Origin of the sequence: Micromonospora sp. WMMB235, assembly GCF_001855515.1 — a bacterium.
In the GTDB taxonomy this organism is placed as follows: Bacteria; Actinomycetota; Actinomycetes; order Mycobacteriales; family Micromonosporaceae; genus Micromonospora; species Micromonospora aurantiaca.
The window spans coordinates 1,185,872-1,210,205 of record NZ_MDRX01000001.1 but is presented as its reverse complement, the minus strand read 5'-3'; the positions used below and the strand labels follow the sequence as shown (position 1 = coordinate 1,210,205).

20 protein-coding genes are annotated in these 24,334 nt (G+C 72.8%); 11 read left to right on the top strand and 9 right to left on the bottom strand.

Translation table 11 applies throughout. The annotated features are described in order from the left end of the window. The first annotated feature begins 16 nt into the window (after positions 1–16). Positions 17–1,012, top strand: a complete 996-nt coding sequence (locus tag BFV98_RS05235) for a DMT family transporter (RefSeq protein WP_013286155.1) — start codon at positions 17–19, stop codon at positions 1,010–1,012. On the opposite strand, the gene BFV98_RS05230 is transcribed toward BFV98_RS05235, so the two are convergent. After that, complete coding sequence (locus tag BFV98_RS05230; RefSeq protein ID WP_013286156.1) at positions 950–2,161, bottom strand: hypothetical protein; 1,212 nt, start codon at positions 2,159–2,161, stop codon at positions 950–952. The two genes, BFV98_RS05235 and BFV98_RS05230, sit on opposite strands and share 63 nt — an antisense overlap. 333 nt (positions 2,162–2,494) lie before the next feature. Here BFV98_RS05230 and BFV98_RS05225 point away from each other — a divergent pair, with 333 nt between their 5' ends. Then, the gene (locus BFV98_RS05225) at positions 2,495–4,060 is read left to right on the top strand and encodes a polysaccharide lyase family 1 protein (protein ID WP_013286157.1); all 1,566 of its coding nucleotides are present in this window, start codon (positions 2,495–2,497) and stop codon (positions 4,058–4,060) included. A 59-nt stretch (positions 4,061–4,119) separates the two neighbouring features. On the opposite strand, the gene BFV98_RS05220 is transcribed toward BFV98_RS05225, so the two are convergent. The 5 genes from BFV98_RS05220 to BFV98_RS05200 form a co-directional block, all read right to left on the bottom strand. Next, on the bottom strand, positions 4,120–5,844 hold the full coding sequence (locus BFV98_RS05220) for a cellulose binding domain-containing protein (protein ID WP_071095178.1): 1,725 nt from the start codon (positions 5,842–5,844) through the stop codon (positions 4,120–4,122). A 28-nt stretch (positions 5,845–5,872) separates the two neighbouring features. Continuing rightward, positions 5,873–7,297 (bottom strand): non-reducing end alpha-L-arabinofuranosidase family hydrolase, encoded by a 1,425-nt coding sequence (locus BFV98_RS05215; protein ID WP_071095176.1) that lies wholly within the window; start codon positions 7,295–7,297, stop codon positions 5,873–5,875. 289 nt (positions 7,298–7,586) lie between these two features. Further along, the gene (locus BFV98_RS05210; protein ID WP_013476919.1) at positions 7,587–8,651 is read right to left on the bottom strand and encodes an SRPBCC domain-containing protein; all 1,065 of its coding nucleotides are present in this window, start codon (positions 8,649–8,651) and stop codon (positions 7,587–7,589) included. A 21-nt stretch (positions 8,652–8,672) separates the two neighbouring features. Further along, complete coding sequence (locus tag BFV98_RS05205; protein WP_047894286.1) at positions 8,673–10,004, bottom strand: low temperature requirement protein A; 1,332 nt, start codon at positions 10,002–10,004, stop codon at positions 8,673–8,675. Positions 10,005–10,084: 80 nt separating this feature from the next. Beyond that, positions 10,085–10,675: a TetR/AcrR family transcriptional regulator gene (locus BFV98_RS05200; protein WP_013286162.1), complete on the bottom strand. Its 591-nt coding sequence runs from the start codon at positions 10,673–10,675 to the stop codon at positions 10,085–10,087. Positions 10,676–10,796: 121 nt separating this feature from the next. Here BFV98_RS05200 and BFV98_RS05195 point away from each other — a divergent pair, with 121 nt between their 5' ends. Then, positions 10,797–12,437 carry an MDR family MFS transporter gene (locus BFV98_RS05195; protein ID WP_013286163.1) on the top strand — a complete coding sequence of 547 codons (1,641 nt, stop codon included), beginning with the start codon at positions 10,797–10,799 and terminating at the stop codon, positions 12,435–12,437. A 74-nt stretch (positions 12,438–12,511) separates the two neighbouring features. Next, entirely contained in the window at positions 12,512–13,354 is an 843-nt protein-coding gene (locus tag BFV98_RS05190; protein ID WP_071095174.1) for a phosphatase PAP2 family protein, read from the top strand. Between the two features lie 7 nt (positions 13,355–13,361). Here the strand turns inward: BFV98_RS05190 and BFV98_RS05185 are convergent, their stop codons facing one another. Beyond that, positions 13,362–15,419 (bottom strand): cellulose binding domain-containing protein, encoded by a 2,058-nt coding sequence (locus BFV98_RS05185; RefSeq protein WP_071095172.1) that lies wholly within the window; start codon positions 15,417–15,419, stop codon positions 13,362–13,364. Positions 15,420–15,660: 241 nt separating this feature from the next. On the opposite strand from BFV98_RS05185, the gene BFV98_RS05180 reads away from it, so the two are divergent. The 5 genes from BFV98_RS05180 (at position 15,661) to BFV98_RS05160 (ending at position 20,404) form a co-directional block, all read left to right on the top strand. Continuing rightward, positions 15,661–16,410 carry a lytic polysaccharide monooxygenase gene (locus BFV98_RS05180; protein ID WP_013286166.1) on the top strand — a complete coding sequence of 250 codons (750 nt, stop codon included), beginning with the start codon at positions 15,661–15,663 and terminating at the stop codon, positions 16,408–16,410. After that, the gene (locus BFV98_RS05175; RefSeq protein ID WP_030272465.1) at positions 16,395–17,027 is read left to right on the top strand and encodes a DUF305 domain-containing protein; all 633 of its coding nucleotides are present in this window, start codon (positions 16,395–16,397) and stop codon (positions 17,025–17,027) included. Before BFV98_RS05180 ends, BFV98_RS05175 begins: the two co-directional genes overlap by 16 nt. A 328-nt stretch (positions 17,028–17,355) precedes the next feature. Continuing rightward, positions 17,356–18,945 carry a DHA2 family efflux MFS transporter permease subunit gene (locus BFV98_RS05170; RefSeq protein WP_071095170.1) on the top strand — a complete coding sequence of 530 codons (1,590 nt, stop codon included), beginning with the start codon at positions 17,356–17,358 and terminating at the stop codon, positions 18,943–18,945. 128 nt (positions 18,946–19,073) lie between these two features. Further along, positions 19,074–19,298 (top strand): hypothetical protein, encoded by a 225-nt coding sequence (locus BFV98_RS05165; RefSeq protein WP_013286169.1) that lies wholly within the window; start codon positions 19,074–19,076, stop codon positions 19,296–19,298. Positions 19,299–19,333: 35 nt separating this feature from the next. Further along, positions 19,334–20,404: a PIN domain-containing protein gene (locus BFV98_RS05160; protein WP_071095168.1), complete on the top strand. Its 1,071-nt coding sequence runs from the start codon at positions 19,334–19,336 to the stop codon at positions 20,402–20,404. Between the two features lie 528 nt (positions 20,405–20,932). Here the strand turns inward: BFV98_RS05160 and BFV98_RS05155 are convergent. Then, positions 20,933–22,189, bottom strand: a complete 1,257-nt coding sequence (locus BFV98_RS05155) for a hypothetical protein (protein ID WP_255368006.1) — start codon at positions 22,187–22,189, stop codon at positions 20,933–20,935. Positions 22,190–22,279: 90 nt separating this feature from the next. Between BFV98_RS05155 and BFV98_RS05150 the strand changes: the two genes are divergently transcribed. Both BFV98_RS05150 and BFV98_RS05145 read left to right on the top strand, forming a co-directional pair. Further along, entirely contained in the window at positions 22,280–22,753 is a 474-nt protein-coding gene (locus BFV98_RS05150; RefSeq protein ID WP_071095166.1) for a molybdenum cofactor biosysynthesis protein, read from the top strand. A 148-nt stretch (positions 22,754–22,901) separates the two neighbouring features. Beyond that, on the top strand, positions 22,902–23,465 hold the full coding sequence (locus BFV98_RS05145) for a sigma-70 family RNA polymerase sigma factor (RefSeq protein WP_071095164.1): 564 nt from the start codon (positions 22,902–22,904) through the stop codon (positions 23,463–23,465). A 118-nt stretch (positions 23,466–23,583) separates the two neighbouring features. Here the strand turns inward: BFV98_RS05145 and BFV98_RS05140 are convergent, their stop codons facing one another. Next, positions 23,584–24,318: a zf-HC2 domain-containing protein gene (locus tag BFV98_RS05140; RefSeq protein WP_013286174.1), complete on the bottom strand. Its 735-nt coding sequence runs from the start codon at positions 24,316–24,318 to the stop codon at positions 23,584–23,586. Between the last annotated feature and the right edge of the window lie 16 nt (positions 24,319–24,334).

Sequence of the window (24,334 nt, the reverse complement as noted above, 5' to 3'; positions counted from 1 at the left end):
TCCGGCGACGGTAACGGTGAGACCGGGCTCCGGGATCGCCCTCGGCGCGCTGGGCGTACTGGCCTTCAGCATGTCGCTGCCGGCCACCCGCGTCGCGGTGCACACACTGGACCCCTGGTTCGTCGCGTTCGGACGGGCCGTGGGCGCGGCGCTGCTCGCGTGGGCCTACCTGCGGCTGACCGGCGCGCCGCGCCCCACCCGGGACCAGTGGCGACGGCTGTCGATCGTCGCGCTCGGCGTCGTGGTCGGCTTCCCGCTGTTCACCTCGCTGGCGCTCACCACGCAGACGTCAGCGCACGGTGCCGTGGTCGTCACGGTGCTGCCCGCCATGACCGCGGTGTTCGCGGTGCTGCGCGCCGGTGAACGGCCGCCGCCGCTGTTCTGGATCGCCGGTGCCGCGGGCCTGGCGCTGGTGCTCGCCTTCCTGGCCGCGAGCGGCTCGATGCGGGGGACGCTGTCGCTCGCCGACCTGTTCCTGCTCGCCGCCGTGGTGCTCTGCGGACTCGGGTACGCCGAGGGCGGCCGGCTGGCCCGCGACCTCGGCGGCGCCCGGACGATCTGCTGGGCGTTGCTGCTGTCGCTCCCGGTCACGGTGCCGGTCACGGTGGTGGCCGCGCTTCTCCATCGCCCGCAGGGCGGCGTCGCCGCCTGGACCGGGTTCGGCTATCTCACGGCGGTGTCGATGTTCCTCGGCTTCTTCGCCTGGTACGCCGGGCTGGCCCGGGGCGGCATCGCCAAGGTGGGCCAGATCCAGCTCGTCCAGCCGGTGCTCACGCTGATCTGGTCCGCGGTGCTGCTCGGTGAGGCGGTCACGCCCGGCGCGCTGGTGGTGGCGGGCGCGGTGCTCGCCTGCGTCGTGCTCATCCAGCGCACCCGGGGCGGCGCGACACCGGCGCCCACCCCGGGCGAGCCGGCCTCAGCGGGCCGGCCCACCCCGGGCGAGCCGGCCTCAGCAGGCCGCGATCGTGCCGGTCACGCCGGAGACGTACGCGTGGCTGACGAAGTGTCCTGACGCGAGGCGGTTCCACTGGCTGGTGGTCCGGTACGGGCCGCTCACCGACTGGCCGGTGACCGAGCACTCGATCGGCACGTTGGCGTAGGTGGCGGCCAGGCCGACGACGGGATTGCTCGTGCCGGGGCCGGACCGGATGTTGAGCGGGCCGCTGCCGATCCGGCCCCGGGTACCGGTGCCGGTCCAGAGGTAGGCGACGTCGACCCAGGCGTTGTCGGTGAGCAGCAGACCGTCCCAGAACGTGCCGTCGGCGAGGTCGATGCCGGCCGGGCTGCCCACCACGCGCCCGAACTGGTCCCGGCCGCCGTTGTAGCCGCTCTGGTACGCGGCCTGCGCCTCGGGCCGGCCCTGCGGCAGGTCCTTCCACATCTCCCGGACACCGCCCGGGTTCCAGTAGTCGTCCTTGGTGTTCCACGGTCCGATGTCCCAGACCGGCGCGTACTCGCAGCGGCTGCGGGTGGTGGTGCAGACCCGCACGGTGTAGTCGCCGGTGTTCTTCGGCGCGAGGCCGCGGGCCGACGGCAGCGCGACGAAGTGGTCCCGCGAGACGATCACGTGCCCGTTGGCGGTGGTGCCGCCGACCAGTCCCTCCCGCGTGGCGTACACCCGGTAGGTGAGGCCCGGGGTCGCGGCCGTGACGGCGACGACCGAGTCGGCGACGAGCCGGACCGCGCGCACTGTGGGCGCGGCGGACGGCCGCCCGGCGGTGAGGGCCACCCGGATCTGCACCCGCGTGACCGGCTGGTCGAAGACGGCCTCGCCGGAGACGGACCGCCACTCGGTCCACGCGCCCGATCGCCAGCCGCGGGCCGCCACCTCGACGGCGCCGCCGGTGCCGGGGGTCGCGTCGATGTCGGCCCGGACCCGGTTGGCCGGCGCGGCGAGCGGGTGGGGCGCGGTGACGAGCATGCCCCCGGCCGTCTGCCGGCGCTGGGCGGCCGGGCGGCCCGCCGTGTCGGCGAGGCGCAGTCCGGCGCCGGTCCAGCGGACGCCGACGTCGTCGGCGTCGACGACTGTGATGTCGGCGCTCCACGTGTTGCCGGTGGCCGTCGGTTCAGCCGGGGGTGCGGCGGGCGCCGGGGAGACGGCCAGGACGGCGGCGAGCGCGCCGGCGACAGCGGCCGGCGAGGTCCTGCGGGGATGGGGCATGGCGCTCCTCGTGGGGGCGGGAAGTAGACGAGCGTCGATCTCCAGGGTGAGGTGCAGGCAACCATCGATCGCGCGTCCCGTCAAGAAGGCGTCCGCGGCCTCCGGCCGCCCGGAGTAGTGCAAAAAACCTGCAAACGCCAGGCCTTGCCTTCCTGGAAAGCGCTTTCATACGATTGCGTTGCATCGATGTTTCATTTGCGGGCCGGGCATCGCAGATGAACGACATTCGCTGGCGGCGCGCCTGATCGCGTCGCGGCTCCTCATTATTCCCATTCGGTGACTGCCGTTCGCTCGGCGGCAATTCCCGCATGCTCGAAAAAGGAATGAGGCGACATGAGAAGACCAGTCGCGCTGCGACTCCACGCGGCACTGGCCACGGCGGTCGTGGGTATCGCCGTCGCCGTGGTGCTGCCGTCCCCGCAGGCGTCGGCGGCGGCCGGCAGCGCCACCGGCTACGCCACCCAGAACGGCGGCACCACCGGCGGCGCGGGCGGGCAGACCGTACGCGCCACCACCGGCACCGCCATCCACGCCGCGCTCTGCGGCCGGGCCAGCAGCAGCACCCCGATCATCATCGAGGTGACCGGGACCATCAACCACGGCAACACCAGCAAGGTCTCCGGATCGAGCTGCAACACCGCCGACGGCGTGATCGAGCTGAAGCAGATCAGCAACGTCACCATCATCGGCGTGGGCAGCGGCGCCGTCTTCGACCAGCTCGGCATCCACATCCGTGACTCCCGCAACATCATCATCCGGAACGTGACGGTGCGAAACGTCAAGAAGTCGGGCTCGCCCACCTCCAACGGCGGCGACGCGATCGGCATGGAGAGCAGCGTCCGCAACGTGTGGGTCGACCACGTGACGCTGGAGGCGTCCGGCGGGGAGTCGGAGGGCTACGACGGCCTGTTCGACATGAAGGACGACACCCAGTACGTGACGCTGTCGTACAGCATCCTGCGCAACTCCGGCCGCGGCGGCCTCATCGGCTCCAGCGAGAGCGACCGCGGCAACGGCTACATCACGTTCGAGCACAACCTGTACGAGAACATCGACTCCCGTACGCCGCTGCTGCGCGGCGGCATCGCCCACATGTTCAACAACCACTACACCGGGCTGCACGAGTCGGGCATCAACTCCCGGGCCGGGGCGCGGGCCAAGGTGGACAACAACTACTTCCGCAACTCCAAGGACGTGCTCGGCACGTTCTACACCAGCGAGCGCGGCACCTGGCAGGTCAGCGGCAACATCTTCGACAACGTGACCTGGTCCTCGCCCGGGAGCGACAACTACCCGGCGGGTCCGAACGTGACGTCCACGACCACAGTGAGCGTCCCGTACTCGTACCGGCTCGACGCGGCGAGCTGCGTGCCGGACATCGTGCGGCAGACGGCGGGCGCGAACACCGGCCTGCGCGTGTCCGACGGCAACTGCACGCCGCAGTCCCCGCCCCCCACCACGCCGGGGCCGACCACGCCCGCCCCCACCACGCCGCCGCCCGGGACGACCACCCCGCCGCCGTCCGGCGGGACCAACCTGAGCCTGGTCTCCGGCGCCGGCGCGGACGGGTCCAGCAAGGCCGGCGGCACCAGCTACGGCAACGTGCGCGACGGCAACCTGAGCACGTACTGGTCGCCGTCCGGGTCGACCGGCACCGTCTCGATCAAGTGGGGCTCGGCCACCACTGTGTCCCGCGTGGTCATCCGCGAGCCGTCCGGCACCTCGGGTTCGATCGGGTCGTGGCAGCTCGTCAACAACGACACCGGCGCGGTGCTCGCCTCCGGCAGCGGGACCGGCCAGATCACCTTCGGCGCGACCTCGCTGAAGAAGATCAACTTCAAGATCAACAGCTCCGGCGGTACGCCGAGAGTCGGCGAGTTCGAGACGTACGCCAGTTAGCAGGCGCGACGAGCGGGGGCGGCCGATCCGGCCGCCCCCGCCCTCGTGCGTGTCGCCGGTCAGAGGGTGAGCACGACGGTGGAGATGCTCCGCGCGCCGACGTTCACCGTCACCTGGTTGCCGTTCACGCCCACCGGCTGGCTCGCCGCGCTGGCGTTCTGCGACGTGGCCACGTACTCCGCCCGGCTCACGTTCTGCGGCGCCTGGATGATCGCGTTGTTCACCGCGCTCGTGGACCGGTTGAGGATGACCAGCGTGACCTTCCCGTCGCCGGAGTAGGCGGTCACCTCCAGCGGCGACGCCTTGGAGCTCTTGGTCAGGGCGACCCGCTGGTAGCCGGGCCGCACGTACTTCGCGTACTGCGAGAACGCGTACCCGCGCTTGAGCGGCGCGCCCGCCACGGTGCCGTACGCGGACTCGCCGTCACCGATGAACGAGTAGTAGCGCTTGCCGTACCACCAGACGTACGCGCTCCAGTTCGACTCCATCGACTTGTGCACGGTGCGCATGATGTCGTCGAGCGTCTCGCTCCAGGCCGCGGCGTTGGCCGGGTTGCCCCAGATGTTGGAGCCGCCGCCGTCGGCCTCGTGCAGGTTCCACTCGGTCATCCACACCGGCTTGTTGTACTGCTGCGCCAGCGTGTACGGCTTCAGCCGGCCGGACGCCTCCGTGCCGTACAGGTGCCCGCCGATGTAGCCGATGTTGTTGCGGGCCGCCGCGTCGTTGAGCGTCGGGTCGGTGTACCCGTAGTTCAGGTTCACCGCCTCGGCGACCATCAGCTTGGTGTTCTGCACCTTGGCGCCCTGCTCCCGCACGAAGGTCTGGAGCTCGGTGCCGCTCCAGTCCATCGAGTCGTAGTCCGGGTGCCAGTCCGGCTCGTTCTGCACGGACGTGACGTCGATCGTCACGCCCTGGTTGCGCATGTACTGGACGTAGCTGTTGAGGTGGTTGGCGTAGTCGTCGTAGTAGTCGGTGCGCAGCTTGCCGCCGTTGATCCGGCTGTTGTTCGTCTTCCAGGCCGCCGGGGCGGTCCACGGCGACGCCATGATCTTCACGTTCGACCCGTACGACTTCGCCGTCCGCAGCGCGCTGACCTGGGTTCCCCACTCGCCGGACACCGGCGAGACGCCGGTACGCACGATGGACAGGCCGAGCTGGTTGGGGCCGAGTCCGACGAGTGTCTGCGTCTCGGCCGTCGACCAGGCGCCGCCCCAGATCGACACCGCGGCGCCGAACCCGTCGATGGTCTGGTAGCGGCTGGCGGTGTTGACGGTGATGTCCGCAGCCCCGGTGGGCGGCGGGCTGCTGGGTGAGGTGGTCGGCGAACTCGTCGGGGAGGTGGACGGCGACGTGGTCGGTGTCGTCGTGCCACCGGTGCAGGTCACCCCGTTGAGCGCGAAGCTGGTCGGAGCGGGGTTGCTGCTGGTCCAGGCCCCGTTGAAGCCGAACGACGTGTTGCCGTTGGTGGGGATGGACCTGTTGTAGTCGACGTTGCGGGCGCTGACAGCCGCTCCGCTCTGGGTCACTGTGGCGTTCCATGCCTGGGTGACTGTCTGGCCGGCGGCGTAGGACCAGGTGAGCGTCCAGCCGTTGACCGGGTCACCGAGGTTGGTGACCGTGACGTTCGCGCCGAAGCCGCCCTGCCACTGCGACGACACGGCGTAGGTGACCGCGCAGCCGGCGGCTGCCGCCCCGGCCGGCAGCGCCGCGGCCACCGCTGTCGACGCCAGCAGGACGGCCCCGGCCGAGAACACCGCGGTACGGGTCGTCTGGTGCCTTCTCATCGGACCTCTCTCTTCTCGATCGGCCAGCTCAGCGCTGGAGGGTGAGTAGTCCGGGTCGGTAGGGCAGGAGGCCGTAGTCGCCGCCGGAGTTGGGGGAGCGGCCTTGGTAGAGCAGTTGGAGGTTGCAGGGGTCGACGGTGAAGGTCTGGTCGGCGGTGGTGCGGATGAGTTCGCCGTGGCTGATGTCGTTGGTCCAGGTGGCGCCGCTGTTGGCCTTGCCGGCGAACGGGTTGGACTCGGTGGCGGCCTGCGGGGTCCAGGATCCGTTGAGGCTGGTGGCGGTGAAGGAGCGGAAGTAGCGGCCCTGGGAGCCGATCGCCTCGACGATCATCAGGTAGCGGGTCTGGCCTTGCAGCTTGTAGACCTGCACGGCTTCGAACAGGTTGTTCGTCGAGTCCGACATGATGGTGGTGTAGGTGGAGCCGAAGCTGCCGGGGAAGTTGCCCAGGGGCATGCTGGAGCGGTAGATCTTGCCGTTGTCACCGGCGAAGAACAGGTACATGTTCTGGTCGTCGGCGATCAGGGTCTGGTCGATCGGGCCGGTGCCGGAGCCGGAGATGCTGCCGGTGAACAGCGGCTGCGCCGACGACCACCCGTTCGGGTTGGTCGGGTTGGTCGAGGTGCGGTAGGAGAACGCGGTCGGTCCCCATTGGTAGGCCAGCACCCAGATGTTGCGCGGCGCGAAGTAGAACAGGGTGGGTGCCACAGTGCCCGACGACATCGCGTTCTGCGACGCGGAGGCCATCTCGGACCAGTTGGTGAACAGGCCGAAGTTCATCGACCCCCACCGCGTTCCGGTGTCATGGGTGGTGGCGTAGACCAGGTGCCGGCCGTTGTAGGGCACCACCGTGAAGTCCTTCAGCGACACCCAGCCCGAGCGCGGCTGCGCCAACGCACCGGTCGAGGACCACCGGTACGACGACGGCAGGTTGCACGTCCCGCCCGGCGGCGGGGTCGTGGGCGGTGCAGTGGTCGGCGGTGCCGTGGTCGGTGGGGCCGTGGTGGGCGAGCCGGTCGGGCCGCTCGTCGGCGTGGTGCCGCCGGTGCAGGTCACCCCGTTGAGCGCGAAGCTGGTCGGCACCGGGTTGCTGCTGCCCCAGGAGCCGTTGAAGCCGAACGACGTGTTGCCGTTGGTCGGGATCGACCCGTTGTAGCTGACGTTGCGGGCGGTCACAGCGGCTCCGCTCTGGGTCAGCTCGGTGTTCCACGACTGGGTCACCGTCTGCCCGGCGCCGAACGACCACGTCAGCGTCCAGCTCGACACCGGGTCGCCCAGGTTCGTGATGGTGACGTTGGCGCCGAAGCCGCCCTGCCACTGCGACGAGATCGCGTAGTTGACCGAGCAGCCCGCGGCGGCGGCTCCGGCGGGCAGCGCTACGGCGACCGACGCCGACGCCAGCAGCGCGGCGCCGGCCGATGCCCATATGGCATTGACTGACCTGGATCTGGACATGAATTGACCTCCTGCGGGGCAGCGGCTCTGGCATTGGCGGTGGCGATTGTGTTGTGAGCGTTAACAGCCGCGTCAGGGATGTTACGGGAGCGCTCCCACGCACTCAACAACTCATTTCCGCACCCACCGAATCAGCCCTCGCGCCCATCCACGCGCGCCTGCGCACTGTCCGTCCGGGTCGGCCTGGGTCGATCATGAAGTTGACCGCCCTCAATGCGGGCAAACCCGCGGTCTAACCTCATGATCGACGCGCTTCAAGGGCGCGGGCGGGAGGGGGAGAGGGAGGGGGTCAGGCGGGGGTGCAGGGGGTGTTGTCGGCGGTGCACGCCGCGGGGGAGTCGTGCTGGGGGTCCGGGTCGCGGACGTCGAACCGGATGGTGGCTGACTCGCCGCCCGGCAACGCCCCACCGGTGAACGTGACCACGGTGCCGTCCTGGGTGGCCTCGGCGCCGCTCACACTGCCCACTGTGGCGCCGTCGTGCAGCGTCACGGTGACCGTCCAGCCCGGACGCGGGGACGGGCCGGGATTGCGCAGCACCACCTCGCCCCGGTAGCCGAAGACCCGGTCGGTGACCGTCTCGTAGGTGGCGGTCAGCGGTGCCGCCGCCACCGTCGAGGGCGTCGCGCTCGGCGTACGGCTGGGGGTGGGTGACGGCGTCGGCGAGGGCGACGCGCTGCGGCGGCTGGCACTGGGCGTGGGCCGCGCGGTCGTGGGCCGGGCCGACGGCGTGGCGCTGGACGGCATCACCAGCGAGGTCGTGGGCGTCGGCGCGGCCGGCGCGGGCGGCTCGTCGGCGGTGGCCCACACCGTGGCCCCGGCCGCGGCGGCGATCAGCGTCACCGTGCCGGCTGCCAGCAGCACCCGGCGCCGCCCGGGACGGCGCTTGTCGTCGCCGAGCAGCCGGACCACAGGCAGTTCGGCGGTCAGTCCGCCCTCGGCGCGGCGCAGGTCGACGTTCTGGAACGCCAGCCAGTCGAGGATCGCGGGCAGCCGTCCGGTGACTGCCTGCTCGTGCTGCTCGGCGCGGGCGTCGGCGTCCCAGTCGCCCTCTTCGAGCACCTCCCGCACGGACAGCCGGGTGCCGTGCGCGGTGGGGGTCAGGTCGCAGGCGAGCCGGGTGGCCCGCCCGGCCTCCCGGCAGCGGACCACCAGCCGGTGCGGCGCGCGCAGCTCGACGGTCTCCACCTCGGTGTCGCCGTCGTAGCCGGGCAGCGCGGCGGTGGCGAGGATCCACCGATCGGACCCGGGCGCGCTGTCGGCGAACCACTTGGCCAGCAGCGCGCGTTCCGTGAGCGCCCGCCAGGTCCGGGCGGGCGGGTGGAACAGGTCGACCTCGGTGACGATCTCGATCACGCGGAGACTCTAGGGCCTGTGTCAAGGTCGGTGCGGGGCACTGTCGCCGTCGTCGCGCCAGCGAGCCCGCCAGGCGGCCTCGCTCTCCTCGGCGCTGGCCTTCTCCTCGTGTATCAGCCGGCGCAACGCGACCCGGGAATCGGCGAAGATCACCAGCTCGACCGCCACCAGTGCCACGCAGATGGCGGTGAGCAGACCCAGCGCCCCGAGCGCCGGCAGGTGCCCGCCGACCGGCAGCGCCACGGCGAGCAGCACCACGGTGCCGACCCGGGACCAGGACAGCGTCCGCAGCACGCGCCACTGGAACGCCATGTTGGCGGCGAGGTAGAGGAGCACGCCACCGAAGAGCAGCGGCACGGCCGGCCCGTGGCCGCGCTCCATCGGGCCGCCCGCCGGGTCGGTGACGATGCGGACCAGTTCCTCGGCGCCGATCGCGAACAGGATCACCCCGGCGATCATGGGCAGGTAGAGATAGGCGTACGCGTCGCGGGCCAGCGCCACCCGCGCGGGGCCGTGGGCGGCGTGCAGCGCGATCCGGGCGGCCGGGCCGATCATGTCGAAGTGCGCCCACCAGAGCGCCGCGGTGAACAGGATGCCGAAGATCGCCGCCGGGATCGCCGGCCAGGTCACGGGCTGGCCGAGCAGGTTGCCGCCGACGCCGACCGAGATGACCGACTCGCCGAGCGCGATGATCAGGATGAGGTCGTACCGCTCGGTCCAGTGCTCGGCCGAGGTGATCTTCCAGCCGTCGGTGCCGGCCAGCAGGCCACTGCTGTACTGGATGGCCACCACCGCGATCCACAGCCCGTCGCGCAGCCACGGGCCGACCTCCGGGGACACACGCGGCGGCAGCAGCGCCGCCACCAGCAGCAGGCCGGCCGAGATCACCGCCTCCGGAAGGAACAGCCGCAGCTTGCGCCGGGCCGGCGGGTCGTCGCGCGTGGCGTACCAGTACAGGGCGGTGTGCACGAACCGGATCACCACGTAGCTGATCGTGACCAGGATCGGGCCGGCGCTGCCCTTGTCCAGGTCGCCGAAGGTCTGCGGCAGCGCGAGCGCGAACGTGAACAGCGCGATCATGCCGACCACCATGAGGATCGGCACGAAGCCCTCGCCGAGGCGCAGCCGGGCGGCGACCGCGCTGTGCACCACCCAGCACCACCAGAGCACGGCGAGCACCAGCAGCGCGTGCAGCAGTTGCCGCGGGGTCACGTTCGCGGCGGTGGCGCGCGTGATGATGAAGAAGGACACCACGAAGACGAGGTCGAAGAAGATCTCGAACCGGTCGACCCGGGTGGCGGGGGCGACGCCGGTCGCGGGCCCGAGCCCTTTGCGCCACCGGTCGCCACCCACCGGGCGAGTGTGTCAGCCCAGGTCAGGCCGGGTGCCGCTTTCGCCGGCCATTCCACCGGTCCGACGGGGAAGCCGTGCGCTCAGCCCGCCGCCGGGGCGGCCAGGGCGAGCACGTCGCGCAGCACGTCGCGCAACGACCGTCCGGGGTGCTCCAGCCACTCGTGGGCGGCGATCCGCAGGGACGCGAGGAACGTCGCGGCGACGATCCGGGCCCGCAGCGCCGCGTCCGGTCCGGTCAGCCGGCGGGCCAGCTCCGCGGCCATCTCCCGCTCCAGGGCCGCGTACGCGCCGACCTGGTGGGCGGCCAGGCTGGGGTGGCCGTGCAGCCGGCGACGCCGGTTGAGCCAGGGCTCGGCCGGATCGTCGTAGCCGTCCTCGGCCTGGACCAGGGCGGCCCGGGTCAGCGCGGCCCACGGCGACAGCTCCGCCGGTTGGTCCGCGACGAGCCTGAGGAGCCGTCGCAACCGCAGCGTGTCGCCGTGAAAGAGGGCCTCCTCCTTGCCGCCGAAGTAGTTGGAGAACGTCCGCCGGGAGACGTTCGCGGCGTCGGCGATCGCCTCCACGGTGATCCGGTCGGGGCCGTGCTCGACGGCGAGGGACAGCGCCGCCTCGTGCAGCGCCAGGCGGGTGGCCGCCTTCTTCCGCTCCCGCAGCCCGGTGCACTCCTCCATGGGCCAAGCGTAGGTGACCCATTTCTCAATGGGCAAACTTGCCTATCGGGCAAGGTTTAGTGTTGATTGCTTGAGGCAACGAAGCGGCCACCCCGTATCGACACACCTGGAGGACGCGCGCATGAGCGCACCCACCACGACGGCTGCGGCCGCCCCCATGAGCAAGCGGAAGACGCTGGAGGCGCTCAGCGGTCTGCTGCTGGTGCTCTTCGTGGCCATGCTGAGCAGCACCGTGGTCTCGACCGCCCTACCGAAGATCATCGGCGCGCTCAACGGCTCGCAGACGCAGTACACCTGGGTGGTCACCGCCACCCTGCTCACCGCCACCGCGACCACCCCGATCTGGGGCAAGCTGGCCGACCTGTTCAACAAGAAGCTGCTGATCCAGATCGCCATCGTGGTGTTCCTGGTCGGGTCCGTCGCGGCCGGCTTCGCGCAGAGCGCCGGGCAGCTCATCGCCGCCCGCGCGTTCCAGGGCATCGGTGTCGGCGGCCTCCAGGCGCTCGTGCAGGTCGCCATCGCGGCCATGATCCCGCCGCGTGAGCGCGGCCGCTACAACGGCTACCTGGGCGGCGTCATGGCGCTGGCCACGGTCGGCGGCCCGCTGCTGGGCGGCCTGATCGTGGACACCTCCTGGCTCGGCTGGCGCTGGTGCTTCTTCGTCGGCGTACCGGTCGCGGCCGCCGCGCTGTTCCTGCTGCAGATCACCCTGAACCTGCCCACCGTGCGCCGGGACAACGTCAAGATCGACTACCTGGGCGCGACGCTCATCGCCGCCGGCGTCAGCGTGCTGCTGATCTGGATCTCGTTCGTCGACGACTCCTTCGCCTGGGTCTCCTGGCAGACCGGCGCCATGGTCGGCGGCTCGGTGCTGCTGCTCGCGCTCGCCGTCTGGGTGGAGGCGCGGGCTGCCGAGCCGGTGGTGCCGCTGCACATCGTCCGCGAGCGCACCACCGCCCTGGCGATTCTCGGCAGCCTCGCGGTCGGCATGGCCATGTTCGGCGGCGCGGTCTTCCTCGGCCAGTACTTCCAGATCGGCCGCGGCTACAGCCCGACCGAGGCCGGCCTGCTCACCATCCCGATGATGGCCGGTGTGCTGATCTCCTCGATCGTGGCCGGCCGGATGATCACCGCCACCGGGAAGATCAAGCCGTACATCGTGTTCGGGGCGGTCGTGCTGGTCATCGGGTTCGCCATGCTCGGCACCATCGACCACGAGACCTCGCTGGTCTTCGTCGGCCTCGCGATGTTCATCGTCGGCGTCGGCGTCGGCATGACCATGCAGAACCTGGTGCTCGCCGTGCAGAACACCGTCGCGCTCAAGGACATCGGCGCGGCCAGCGCCAGCGTCGCGTTCTTCCGCTCGCTCGGCGGCACCATCGGCGTGTCCGTGCTCGGCGCGGTGCTCGCCCGCCGGGTCAGCGACCGGATCACACACGACCTCGCCGCGGCCGGCATCCCCACCTCCGGCGGGGGCGGTGGCAGCACGCTCAACCTCGACGCGCTGCCCGAGCCGGTCCGGCAGATCGTGCGGGCCGCGTACGGGGACGCAACGGGGCACATCTTCCTGATCTCGGCCGCCATCGCGGTGGTCGGTATCGTTGCGGCGCTGCTGCTGCGCCCGGTCACCCTGCGTTCCAGCCTCGACCTGCCGGACACCGGCCGTTCGGTGGCGGTGGGAGCGGACGCCGTCGACGGCGCGCCCGCCTTCGACGAGGTGAGCGTGGACTCGGCCGGCCGGGAGGAACGCGCCCGCCGCTGAGCCCGTACCCCCAGGGCCGTCGCCGACCCCGGCGGCGGCCCTGGTCCATGCGGGGACGAACCGAAGGAGGAGCCGTGGACGTCACGCGGACCGCGCCCGCCCGCCTCGCCGCATGGCAGCGGGCCGCGCGCGAGCTGGCGCTCGTCGCCGTGCTCTTCCTGGCCTACAAGGCGGGCCGGCAGGTGGTGGCCGGGCACGCCGAGGTGGCCCTGGCCAACGGCGAGTGGGTCTGGCGGCTGGAGCGGCTGCTGCGCCTGCCCGACGAGACGCTCGTGCAGGGACCGCTGCTGGCGCACGATCTGCTGGTGCGGCTGGCGAACTCCTACTACGCCTACGTGCACTTCCCGGCCACAGTGCTCTGCCTCGTCTGGCTCTGGCTGCGCCGCCCGGCCCACTACGTGCGGCTGCGGCGGGCCCTGGCAGCGCTCACCGCGGTCGCGCTGGTGCTGCATGTCTGCGTCCCGCTCGCGCCGCCACGGCTGACCGCGCTCACCGGGCTGGTCGACACCGGCACCCGGTTCGGGCCGAGCGTCTACGGACCTCCCGACACCGACCAGCTGAGCAACCAGTACGCGGCCATGCCGTCGCTGCACGTGGGCTGGGCGCTGGCGATCGCGGTGGCGCTGATGGCGGTCACCACCGGACGCCGCCGCTGGCTCTGGCTGCTTCATCCGCTGGTGACCGCGCTCGTGGTGGTGGTCACCGGCAACCACTACTGGCTCGACGGCGTCGTCGCGGTGGTGCTTCTCGTGGTGATCCTGGCCGTGCTGCCGACACCCGCACCGGACCTGCCCACGCTGCCGCCCGGACCGCTGCGCCCGCACGTGGTGCCGGCGCCGCGCCGGGCCGGCCGCCGCCGGAACCCGAAGGTCCCGGCGGCGGCCGACGTGCGGCTGCGGCCACCCGGCCGGGGCTGACCGCCCCTCAGCGCAGCGTGCAGACCGTGCCGTTGAGGCGGAACGCACCCACCGGCACGTTCGGTCCGCTGTACGCGCCGACGAAGCCCACAGTCGTGCTCCCGCCGTCGGCGGCGAGCCGCCGGTTGTCGGCGGTGGGCGTCACCCGGACGTTGCGGCCCTGCTGGTCCCAGGTGGCGCTCCACCCGCTGCTCACCTGCTGCCAGGCGGTCGGCCAGGTCCAGGTGAGCGTCCAGCCGTCGACGGCCTTCGCACCCGTGTTGATGACCTCGACGTTCGCCACGTACCCGTTGCCCCAGTCGTTGTCGTCGTCGAACCGCACCGCGCAGGAGCTCTCGGCGGGGCTGCCGGTGGCGAACGTCAGCGGCGGCGACGACCACGAGACCCGCCCGGCGGTGTCCCGGGCCAGCACGTTGACCGTGTAGCGGGCGCCCGGTTCGAGGTTGCCCACCGTGAGCGACGTGCCGGCGGTCTCGCCGAGCTGCTCGCTCACCGCGCCGTACTGGCGGCGCACCTCGTACTTGGCGATCGGGGATCCGCCGGGCGTGGCCGTCGGCCAGGAGATGGTCGCCGCGCGGTCGGTCACCGCGCTCGCCGTCGGCCGGCCCGGGGCGCCGGGCCGCCCGGCCGAGCTGCCGGCCGGTCGCAGCACGAGCGTGGTCAGCGAGTACGGCGGCAGCGTGCGCGCGGCCGCGCTGCCGGAGCGGGTGGTGCTGATCGCGGTCGCGCCGTTGGTGAACGTGTGCACGGTCGGTGCCTCGTCGGCCGGGGTGAACCCGGCGTAGTCGAGCGCCACCGGGTACGCGTTGTCCGGATCCTTGTTCAGCAGCAGGACCGCGACGCTGCCGTCCGGCCGGCGGACCGCGTGCGCGGCGACCAGCGGCTGGTCGGTCCCGGCGCGGACGAGCTGGTCACCGGGCCGGACGAACAGGTTCATCATGGACAACGCGTGGTACGGCGCGAACGGGGTGTTGAACGCCGGCTGGCACGCCTCGCCGTCGCTGGTGCAGTTGCCGCTGGAGAGCAGCCCGAAGTCGCCGTAGTCGGTCTGCCCGGCCACCTCGGAGACGGTGCCGATGCCGTTGTGCACGTTCCACCACTGCACCGTGAACACGCCCTGCTCCAGCAGGCCGCTGTAGGCGTCGGCCAGGAACAGCGCGCCCGGCGCGGTGGTGCGGCCGGCGTCCACGTTCAGCTCGGTGAAGCTGATCCCGATCCGGTCCGCGCCGGGGCCGGCGTACCGGGCGATCTGCTGGCGCAGCAGCCAGGCCGCGTCGGGCAGGTGGTTGGTGCGGGCCAGTGAGTCGGCGGCGCTGCCGCCCGGGTACCAGTGCACGTCCACGAAGTCGATCTTCGGGCCGGCGATGGACAGCACGGTCTGGTTCCACGGCCCCGGATCCGATCCGGCGGTGATGCCGTCCGGCCAGTTGCCGGGCATGGTGAGCACCGCGCCGACCTTGATGCTCGGGTCGACCGCCTTCATCGCGTCGGCGTACTCGACCACCAGCCGCGCGTACTGGGAGGCGCTCTTGTCCGGGTGGTCGTCGGCCTCCCAGGCCGAGCCGTAGTGGCCGTTGCCGTAGTTCTCGTTGCCGACGGTCCACCACTTGGCGCCGTAGCCCTTGGTGACGTTGGCGTAGCGGACCCACGCCGCCGCCTCGGCGGGCGTGCCGGTGCCGTAGTTCGCGATGATCATCGGCTCGGCACCGACGCGGCGGGCGCCGGCCATGAACGTGTCGAAGTCGGTGTTCGGTGCGACGTAGCCGCCGGGCGCGGTGTGCGTCTCCCAGTGGTAGATGTCGGCGTACGAGCCGCCGGGGTAGCGCAGCATCTTCACGCCCGCGGCCTTGAGCAGGTCGGACGTCTCGGCGCTGCCGAGCTGCGAGTCCCAGATGGCGTGGTTGACGCCGAGCGCGGTGGCGGGGACGGTGGCCAGCCCGGCGCGGGTGTTGACGGTGACGGTGACCGGGTCGGTGGGGTCGGCGGCGGCGACCGGCCCGCCGACGGTGCTGAGCGCGGTGGCGAGCAGCAGCAGGCTGGCCGCGAACGCGGTGGTTCTCCTCATGCGGGGGTGTCCTTCGGAGTGGGACGACGAGGCGATGCCCGGTCTGCGTCGTCCTCCCGGAGCCGTGACGGCGACGGGTGCCCACGAACGACGATCGGCTCCGCGCGGCGAGCCATCGATGAGGATCATACGCCCGGCGCGGGGGAGTGCAGGGCTTAATTTATAGACAGGAGTCTTTACTGTTAACAATGTTTAATTTATGTTCTGGGCACCTTCCGTTCCCCCCGAAGGAGTTGCCACCATGCGCCGAAGAATCACCCTCCCGCTGCTCACCGCCGGTGCCGTCACCGGGACGCTGGCGCTCGCCGCGCCCGCGCAGGCCCACGGCTACGTCTCCTCGCCGCCCAGCCGGCAGGCGCTCTGCGCGCAGAACCGGGTGCCCGACTGCGGTCAGATCAAGTACGAGCCGCAGAGCGTCGAGGGCCCCAAGGGCCTGCGCAGCTGCCACGCCGGCATCGCCCAGTTCGCGGTGCTCAACGACGACAGCCGCAACTGGCCGGCCACATCGGTCGGCAGCACCGTCACGTTCACCTGGGTCAACACCGCCCGGCACGCCACCGCCAACTGGGAGTACTGGATCGGCGGCACCCGGGTCGCCGTGGTCGACGGCGGCGGCCGCCAGCCCGGCGCGACCGTGTCGCACACCGTCAACCTCGGCGGCTTCTCCGGCCGGCAGAAGCTGCTCGCCATCTGGAACATCTCCGACACCGCCAACGCGTTCTACTCCTGCGTCGACCTCCAGATCGGCGGCGGAGGCGGCAACCCGACCCCGCCGCCCACCCCGACCGCGGCGCCCACCACGCCCGCGCCCTCGCCCACGCCCACCCGGACCAGCACCCCGGCACCGGGCGGCACGTGGACCGCCGGGCGGGCGTACCAGGTCGGTGACACGGTCACCTACGACGGCCGTAGCTACCGCTGCCGCCAGGCGCACACCGCCATCGCCGGCTGGGAACCGCCGAACGTACCGGCGCTGTGGCAGCAGATCTGAGCCCGCGTACCCGCGCGGTGGAGCCGGCCGGTCCCCGGCTCCGCCGCGCGTCCGCCGCGGCCCTGCTCGGCGTGGCGCTGGCCCTGCCCGGGTGCGGCGGCCCACCGGCCGCCGATCCGTCCCCGCCGGTCCCGTCCGCCACGACCTCGGTCCCGGCCGGCGCGGACGCCACTGTCAGCGGGATCGACGCGCTGTTCCTGGCCATGATGGTGGCGCACACCGAGCAGACGCTGGAGATCGTCCGGCTCGGCCTCGACCGGGCCACCGACCCGCGGATCCGCACGCTGATCGCCGCCGTCCGGGCCACCGAGACCGACGAACTGGCCACCATGCGCGGCTGGCTGCGCGAGGCCGGCCCGTCGGCCGCCGCCGCGGCCGCCCGGCACGACCACTCCGGGCACAGCGAGGCCGCCGCCGGACTGGCCCGCCTGCGCGCCGCCGCGCCCGCCGACGCCGACCGGGTGCTGCTCGACGTGCTCAGCCGGCACCAGCGCACCGCGGCCGACCTGGCCCGCGCCCAGGTCGCCGCCGGGACCAGCGAGCGGGTACGCGACCTCGCCCGCCGCATCGACCGTTCGCGTACGGCCGAGGTCGACCTGATGGCCGGCCTGGGCTGATCGGCGGCGTGCCGAAGCGCCGGAGCTGCCCGGACGGGGCATGACCTTCGTCACGGTCGTCGCCGGCGGTGACCGGCTCGACAAGAGCGGCGAATCGGCGCGCACCAGCCCTTTCCGCGAGCCGCCGGAGCAGATCGGCGCCGGCGGCGCGGCCGGTTCGCGTGCCGCCGCGGTTCTCCCGTCGGCAAAACCGGCCGCGCCTCGTCCCAGGTCATGGCTACGCTGTCGCCCGGACGCCGCCCCGCCGCGCGTTCCGCCCGCGCTCCGCAGACGGCGCGCGGCGCCGCCGCCGACACCCCAGTGCCGGACCGGATCCAGGAGACCGTCAGTGACCCAGCAACCCGTCGCGACGTCGACGAAGCTCGACGCCGCCGTACTCAAGGTGGCCGGCGTCGTCGTGCTCGGTGCGATCATGTCGATCCTCGACGTGACAGTCGTCAGCGTGGCGCTGCCGACGTTCCAGAGCGAGTTCGACGCCACGTACGCCCGCGTCGCGTGGACCATGACCGGCTACACGCTCGCGCTCGCCACGGTGATCCCGCTCAGCGGCTGGGCCGCCGACCGGTTCGGCACGAAACGCCTCTACATGGTGGCGTTGGCGTTGTTCACCATCGGCTCGGGGCTGTGCGCCACGGCCGACTCGATCGGCGAGCTGATCGCCTGGCGGGTGATCCAGGGCCTCGGCGGCGGCATGCTCATGCCGCTCGGCATGACGATCATGACCCGGGCCGCCGGCCCGCACCGCATCGGCCGCCTGATGGCCGTGCTCGGCATCCCGATGCTGCTCGGCCCGATCACCGGCCCGATCCTCGGCGGCTGGCTGATCGACGTCGCGAGCTGGCACTGGATCTTCCTGATCAACCTGCCGATCGGCGTGGTCGCCCTGGTCTACGCCCAGCTCGCCCTGCCCAGGGACAACGCCGAGCCGTCCGAGTCGTTCGACTTCCTCGGCATGCTCATGCTCTCGCCGGGTCTGGCGCTGTTCCTCTACGGCATCTCCACGCTGCCCGAGACCGGCACCGTCGCCGACACCAAGGTCTGGCTGCCGATGCTCGCCGGCGGCGCGCTCGTGGTCGCCTTCGTGCTGTACTCGTTCCGGCCCCGGCACCCGCTGCTCGACCTGCGGCTGTTCCGCAACCGCAACCTGACCATCGCCACCGTCACCATGTTCGTGTTCATCATCGCGTTCATGGGCGCGGGCCTGCTGTTCCCCAGCTACTTCCTCCAGGTGCGCGGCGAGACGACGCTGACCGCGGGCCTGCTGATCGCGCCGCAGGGCATCGGCGCGATGCTGACCATGCCGATCGCCGGCATGCTCGCCGACCGCGTGCCGGTCGGCCGGACGGTGCCGTTCGCGCTCGTGCTCATCGCCGCCGGGTTCTTCACCTTCACCCAGCTCGGCACCGACACGTCGTACTGGCTGCTCTGCGGCTCGCTGTTCGTGATGGGCCTCGGCATGGGCGGCACGATGATGCCGATCATGACCTCGGCGCTGAAGACGCTCAGCGCGGCGGAGGTGGCGCGCGGCTCCACGCTCGTCAACATCCTCCAGCAGATCGGCGGCTCGGTCGGCGCCGCGGTCATGTCGGTCATCCTCACCAGCGAGCTGAACGGCTCCCGGCCGATCCCCGGCGTCACCGACCCGGCCACCGGCGCCCCGCTGACCGAGGCCCAGCTCGCCATCGCCTCCCAGCAGCAGCCCGAGCTGATCCAGCAGTTCCCGGTGCCGCCGTCGCTGATCGAGCGTGGGCTCGACTATGCGGCGAACTCCTTCTCCACCACGTTCTGGGTCGCCTTCGGTCTGGTGTTGCTGACCTTCATTCCGGCCGCGTTCCTGCCCCGCCGCCGCGAGCCGTCGCACCTGCTCGACGGCGACCCGGGCGAGGACAAGCGTCAGGTGCCGGTCCCGATCCACTGACCGCCGCCGTGACCCGGGGCCGGACGCAGAAGCGTCCGGCCCCGGGCCGTTTCCGGCGCCGCGATCCGCCACCCCGGCGACGGCCGGCGCCTAGGATCGGAGGCGGAACCGGAGGAAGGCGGGCCAGCGTGAGCGCAGACGACGCGCAGCGGTCGGCGCGACGGCGTAACCGGCTGCTGCTGGCGGGCCTGCTCGCCGTCGTCGGGCTGATCCTGCTGCTGCTCGGCCTCACCGTCGCCACCGGCACGGTCGCGGGCGTCGAGGTGGTACTCGCGCTGTTGCTGCTGGTGACCAGCTACGCGATCCAGCGGGTGGCCCGCCGCGAGACCGTCTACCGCGACGAGCGGCGCTGACCGGTCCGGCGTTCCGGCCGGGCTAGGCTGCCACCGTGGATCACGAAGATCGCATCGCGCTGTTCCTCGACTACGAGAACCTCGCCCTGGGCGTACGGGACCATCACGGCGGCCGTCCGTTCGACTTCCGGCCGATCGCCGACGCGCTCGCCGAGCGGGGACGCGTGGTGGTACGCCGCGCGTACGCGGACTGGTCGTACTTCGACGAGGACCGGCGCATGCTCACCCGCTCACACGTCGAGCTGATCGAGATCCCGCAGCGGATGGGCGCCTCGCGCAAGAACGCGGCCGACATCAAGATGGCGGTGGACGCGGTCGAGCTGGCGTTCGAGCGCGGCTACATCTCCACCTTTGTCATCTGCACCGGGGACAGCGACTTCACCCCGCTCGTGCACAAGCTGCGCGAACTCAACAAGCGGGTGATCGGCGTCGGGGTGGAGAAGTCCACCTCCGCGCTGCTGCCGCCGGCCTGCGACGAGTTCCTCTACTACGACCGCCTCGAAGGCGTGGACGTACCGCCACCGGCCGCCCGCCGCTCGCGCCCGGCCCGGCCCTCATCGGCGGAGCCGGCGCCCGAGCCCGTGGTGGAGACCGCGGCCGAGGAGGAGTCGGCGCGGGACGTCGACACGCTCGCCGTGCAGCTCGTGCAGACAGTGGCCGGCATGCAGGGCAGCTCCAGCGGCGACGTGACCGCCTCCGCGCTCAAGCGCGCCCTGCTCCGCAAGGATCCCACGTTCAGCGAGTCCGACTACGGCTTCCGTACCTTCGGGGAACTGCTGCGCCACCTCGCGGCGCACAACGTGGTGGAGCTGGCCGCCGGGCCCGCCAAGGGCGACCCGGAGGTGTCACTTCCCGAGCAGGGCGACCGGGAGGTCGCGTTCGGGCTGCTCCGCTCCGTGGTGGTGGACCTCGCCGCGGACGGCGGAGCGGTGGCGCTGTCCGGGCTGAAGGACCAGCTCCGGCGCGCCCGGCCCGACTTCAGCGAGAAGAAGCTCGGCTACCGCAGCTTCCTCCAGTTCTGCAAGGCCGCCGCGACGGGCGGCGCGGTGGAGTTGCGCTGGAGCCCGGACGATGGCGACTACCTCCTCACTCCCCAGGCCCCCTGACCCACTCCGCCCCGCCCCGCCCCGCCCCTCGCCCCCGCCTTCGCCTCCGCGATCTTGCACTTACCGACCTCCGAAAGCGGGATGAATCGCCTATCCCGAGAGCACTAAGTGCAAGATCGACGGGCGCGGGGCGCGGGGCGCGGGGCGCGGGGCGCGGGGCGCGGGGCTCGAGGGGATGGGATCGGGCGGCGAGGGGATGCGGCGTGGCTGCGGGAAGGGCTGCGCCGGTGGGCCACGGCGCTGACCGATCTTCCCCGCCTGGGACACCCAGCTTGATCCACGCCAGCTCGCCGAGGTGGCGGGGTCCGAGCCGGCCGGATGCCGCCACCTCGGCGTAATGGTGTCGATCAAGCGGCCACCACGGGTGTCGATCAAGCGGCCACCACGGGTGTCGATCAAGCAGTCGCCGCGGCAACCGCCCGGGCACGCCGATCAGCAGCCCGGGCGCGGCCACCTCGCTCGCCGCCCTCGACCGGTACGCCGAGGACGGCGGCACCTTCATCCCCGGCTGGCACTCGACTCCGCGGGTCAGGAGAGGGCCGCGTCCACCTGGGCTGTCGCGCCGAGCCTTACGGCCAGGCCGAGCCGCCGGCCCACCTGGCCCACCAGGTCCAGCAGGGCCGCCTCGGATGAGGCGGTCGGGCTCGGGTCGCCGGTGGGACCGGGCTCTCCGGTCGGATCCGGGTCGCTCGTCGGGCTCGCGGTCGGCGCCGGAGTCACCTGGTCGGCGGGAGGGCTGGGCGGCTCGACGGGAGTCGACGGGCGGTCGCCGACCCGTGCCGGCGGCGACCCGGCGACGGGCGGTGCGGTGGTGAGGACCCGCGCCCCGGACGCTGCGGTCGCGTTCGGGAGGCGCTTCGGTGGCGGCGCGGGCCGGGTCGGCCGGACCACCGGCGACGACGGGTCGACCGGAGTCGCCACGGGCGGCATCCCAGGCGCGGGCGGTGCGGCCGTGGTGGCGGGCGCGGTCGCCTGTCCGTGCGCCGGATCGGTCTGCCCGGCTGTCGCCGTCCAGGTGCCGGCGGAGGTGACGCCCAGCAGCACGGCCGCCGCCGCGACGCCCGCCGCAGCCAGCCGCTGGGGGAGTGCCCGGTCGGCCGGGGCGTCCCACGGGCCGAGCGGCCGGGGAGGCCGGGGCCGGGCAGCCCGGTGGGCGGACCGCAGCGCCTCGACGTCCTCGACGACCGCCTGCCGTGTGCCGGTGGCACCGGCGTGGGCGAGGGTGAGGTAGAACCTGGCGTTCGCCGCGCCCGGGGCCGGTACGCGCAGGCCCGCCGGGGCGCCGCCGTCGGCGTCGTGCAGCAGGGTGACCGGACGGTCCGGGTGGTGCCCGAGGCCGCGCACGTCCCGCAGCGGCCAGTCCCGCCGGGCGTTCTGCCCGGCGAAGGCCACCCGCCGGTCGGTCACCACGGCGGTGCCGCTGTCCACCACGCGCAGTCCCGCCGGCAGCGGGCCGTGGGACGGGTCGAGACAACCGGCGAGCGTGTGGCCCGGCACCGGCAGCCCGGGCAGGTGCCGGGCCGTCGCCTCGACCAGGTCGACTGTGGGCAGGATGCGGTAGACGACCTCGCCGTCGTCCAGCGGCACCGGCAGCGCGGTGCCGGGCAGTGGGCAGCCGTGGAAGCCCGCCGCCTCCATCGACAGCCGGTCGAGGTGGTCGGCGCGGCGGCGCCAGGTCCGGGCCGCCGTCTCGTACGCCTGGCGCCGGCGCTCGTTCTCGCGCCGCGCCCAGGCCAGTCGCCGCTGCGGATGAGCCCCGATCGCGTCGGGTCGCCTCGCCGTCACACCTGGTACAACGCCCTGCGGAGGGCGCGGATACGTGAGCGCGGCTATCGTCCGATTTGGCGGTGGTATGCCCCCGATTAGACTTCGCGCATGCCGCGGATCGTCCAGTTGCTGGCCTCACCCGTGCACCGGTACGTGGGCCGCCCGGCGGACGGACCCGCCCCCGCGCCACCGGGCGAGCTGGTGGACCGGGTGGAGCTACGCGCCGGGCTCGGCATCGTCGGTGACCGCTACTTCGGCCGTCCCGCGCACCGTCAGGCGAGCGTCACGCTGATCGCGCGGGAGTCGCTGCCGCCCGGCGCGGACCTCACCCAGCTGCGGCGCAACGTGCTCACCGAGGGCATCCCGGTGGACGATCTGGTCGGGCGCGTGCTCACGCTCGACTCCGGCGACGGCCCGGTCCGGCTGCGGGTGCACCGGGCCGCCCCGCCCTGCGCCTGGCTCGACGTGGTGGTCGCCCCCGGCACGTGGAAGGCGATGCGCCGCCGCGGCGGCGTCCGGTGCTCGCCGCTCACCGACGGCGTCCTGCGGGTCGGGCCGGTCGCCGTCTCCGTGGACGACTGACAGCGAGGGAACTTTCCTGACCCGCCGGCCGACCAACCGGGGGCGACCGGACTCCGGCGCCGGCAGGAGGGACGCCACTGATGAACCGAGCGGGGCGCGCATCCGTACCGTCCGGCATGAGCATGCCGGACCGGCGGGCCGGCCGCGGATGAGCCCGGACGACGACGAGCAGGTGACCGGGTGGGCACGACGCGCCGCCCGGGGTGACCAGCTGGCCGCTGCCGCGTTCGTCAGGGCCCTCCAGGCGCCGGTGTGGCGTTTCCTCGCCCACCTGGCCGGGCCCGCCGAGGCCGACGACCTGGCCCAGGAGACCTTCCTGCGCGCGCTGCGCAGCCTGCCCGGCTTCGCGGGCCGGTCGTCGGCGCGTACCTGGATACTCACGATCGCCCGCCGGGTCGCGGTGGACCACGTGCGGGCGGCGACCGCCCGGCCCCGGGTCGCGGCGCTGCCGGACTGGCAGGTCGCCGCGGAGGCGGCCGGCGCGGTGACCGGCGGCGGGGAGGACGGGGTGGTGCTGCGCGGTCTCATCGCCACGCTGGCGCCGGACCGGCGGGAGGCGTTCGTGGCCACCCAGGTGCTCGGCCTGTCCTACGCCGAGGCGGCCGAGGTGTGCGGATGCCCGGTGGGCACCATCCGCTCCCGCGTGGCCCGCGCCCGGGAGGACCTGGTCGCCGCATGGTCCGGCGACGCCCGCGACCGCCGGGCGCGCTGACACCACGACCGCCGAGACCACGACCGCCGAGGCCTGCGGGGGACCGCGACCGGCCGGGGCCCGACCGCGACCGAGGGCCGCAGGGACGCCGCGAGCCGGAGACCCGCGCCGCGGGCCGTCAGGCGGCGCGCCGGTCGCGGGCCTGTGCGGGGTACGGGCCGGGCGGCACCAGCCGCAGCGCCGGCGCGGCCGGTTCCTCGGTCGGCAGCGCCCACCGGGATCCGTCCGGCCGGCGCTGACCGGGCGGGGTGTCGCCGGGGCGCCGGCCGAGGCGGGACAGCACCAGCATCACGGCCCAGCCGACCAGCAGGAAACCGTGGCTGACCAGCCGGGTCATCGCCACCTGCCCGGTGATCAGGTCGTTCACCGACAGCAGCACGAGCGTGGCGACGAACGCGCTGAGCATCGGCAGCAGGCCGGACGGGGCGGACCGGCGCGCGGCCACGTAGAGGAACCCGGCGCCGACTGCGACGTTCCACGCCGCAGACTCGTGCCACAGGTGCTGGCCGGAGGTGTGTGCGTGGGTGACGACCGCCTCCCGGCCGATCTGGGCCAGGCCGAGTACGAGCTGCACCGCGCCGAGCAGCCCGAGCGCCCCGCGCAGCCCGAGCGTGATCCGGTGGCGGCGGCTGGGCCGGGGCGGGGGAGCGGCGGCCAGGACCGCGTCGACCAGGTCGGGCACCCGTGGGGCGAGCTGCGTACGGGCCCGCCGGGTCACCGACGCGGCCGAGTCGAACCAGCCGCGGCAGCCGGCGCAGCCGGTCAGGTGCGCCTCGGCCGCCTCGATCTCCGACTCGGACGCCTCACCGTCCAGCTGTGCCGACAGGATCTCCCGCCACTGCTCACACACCATGTAGGGATAGTCGTCG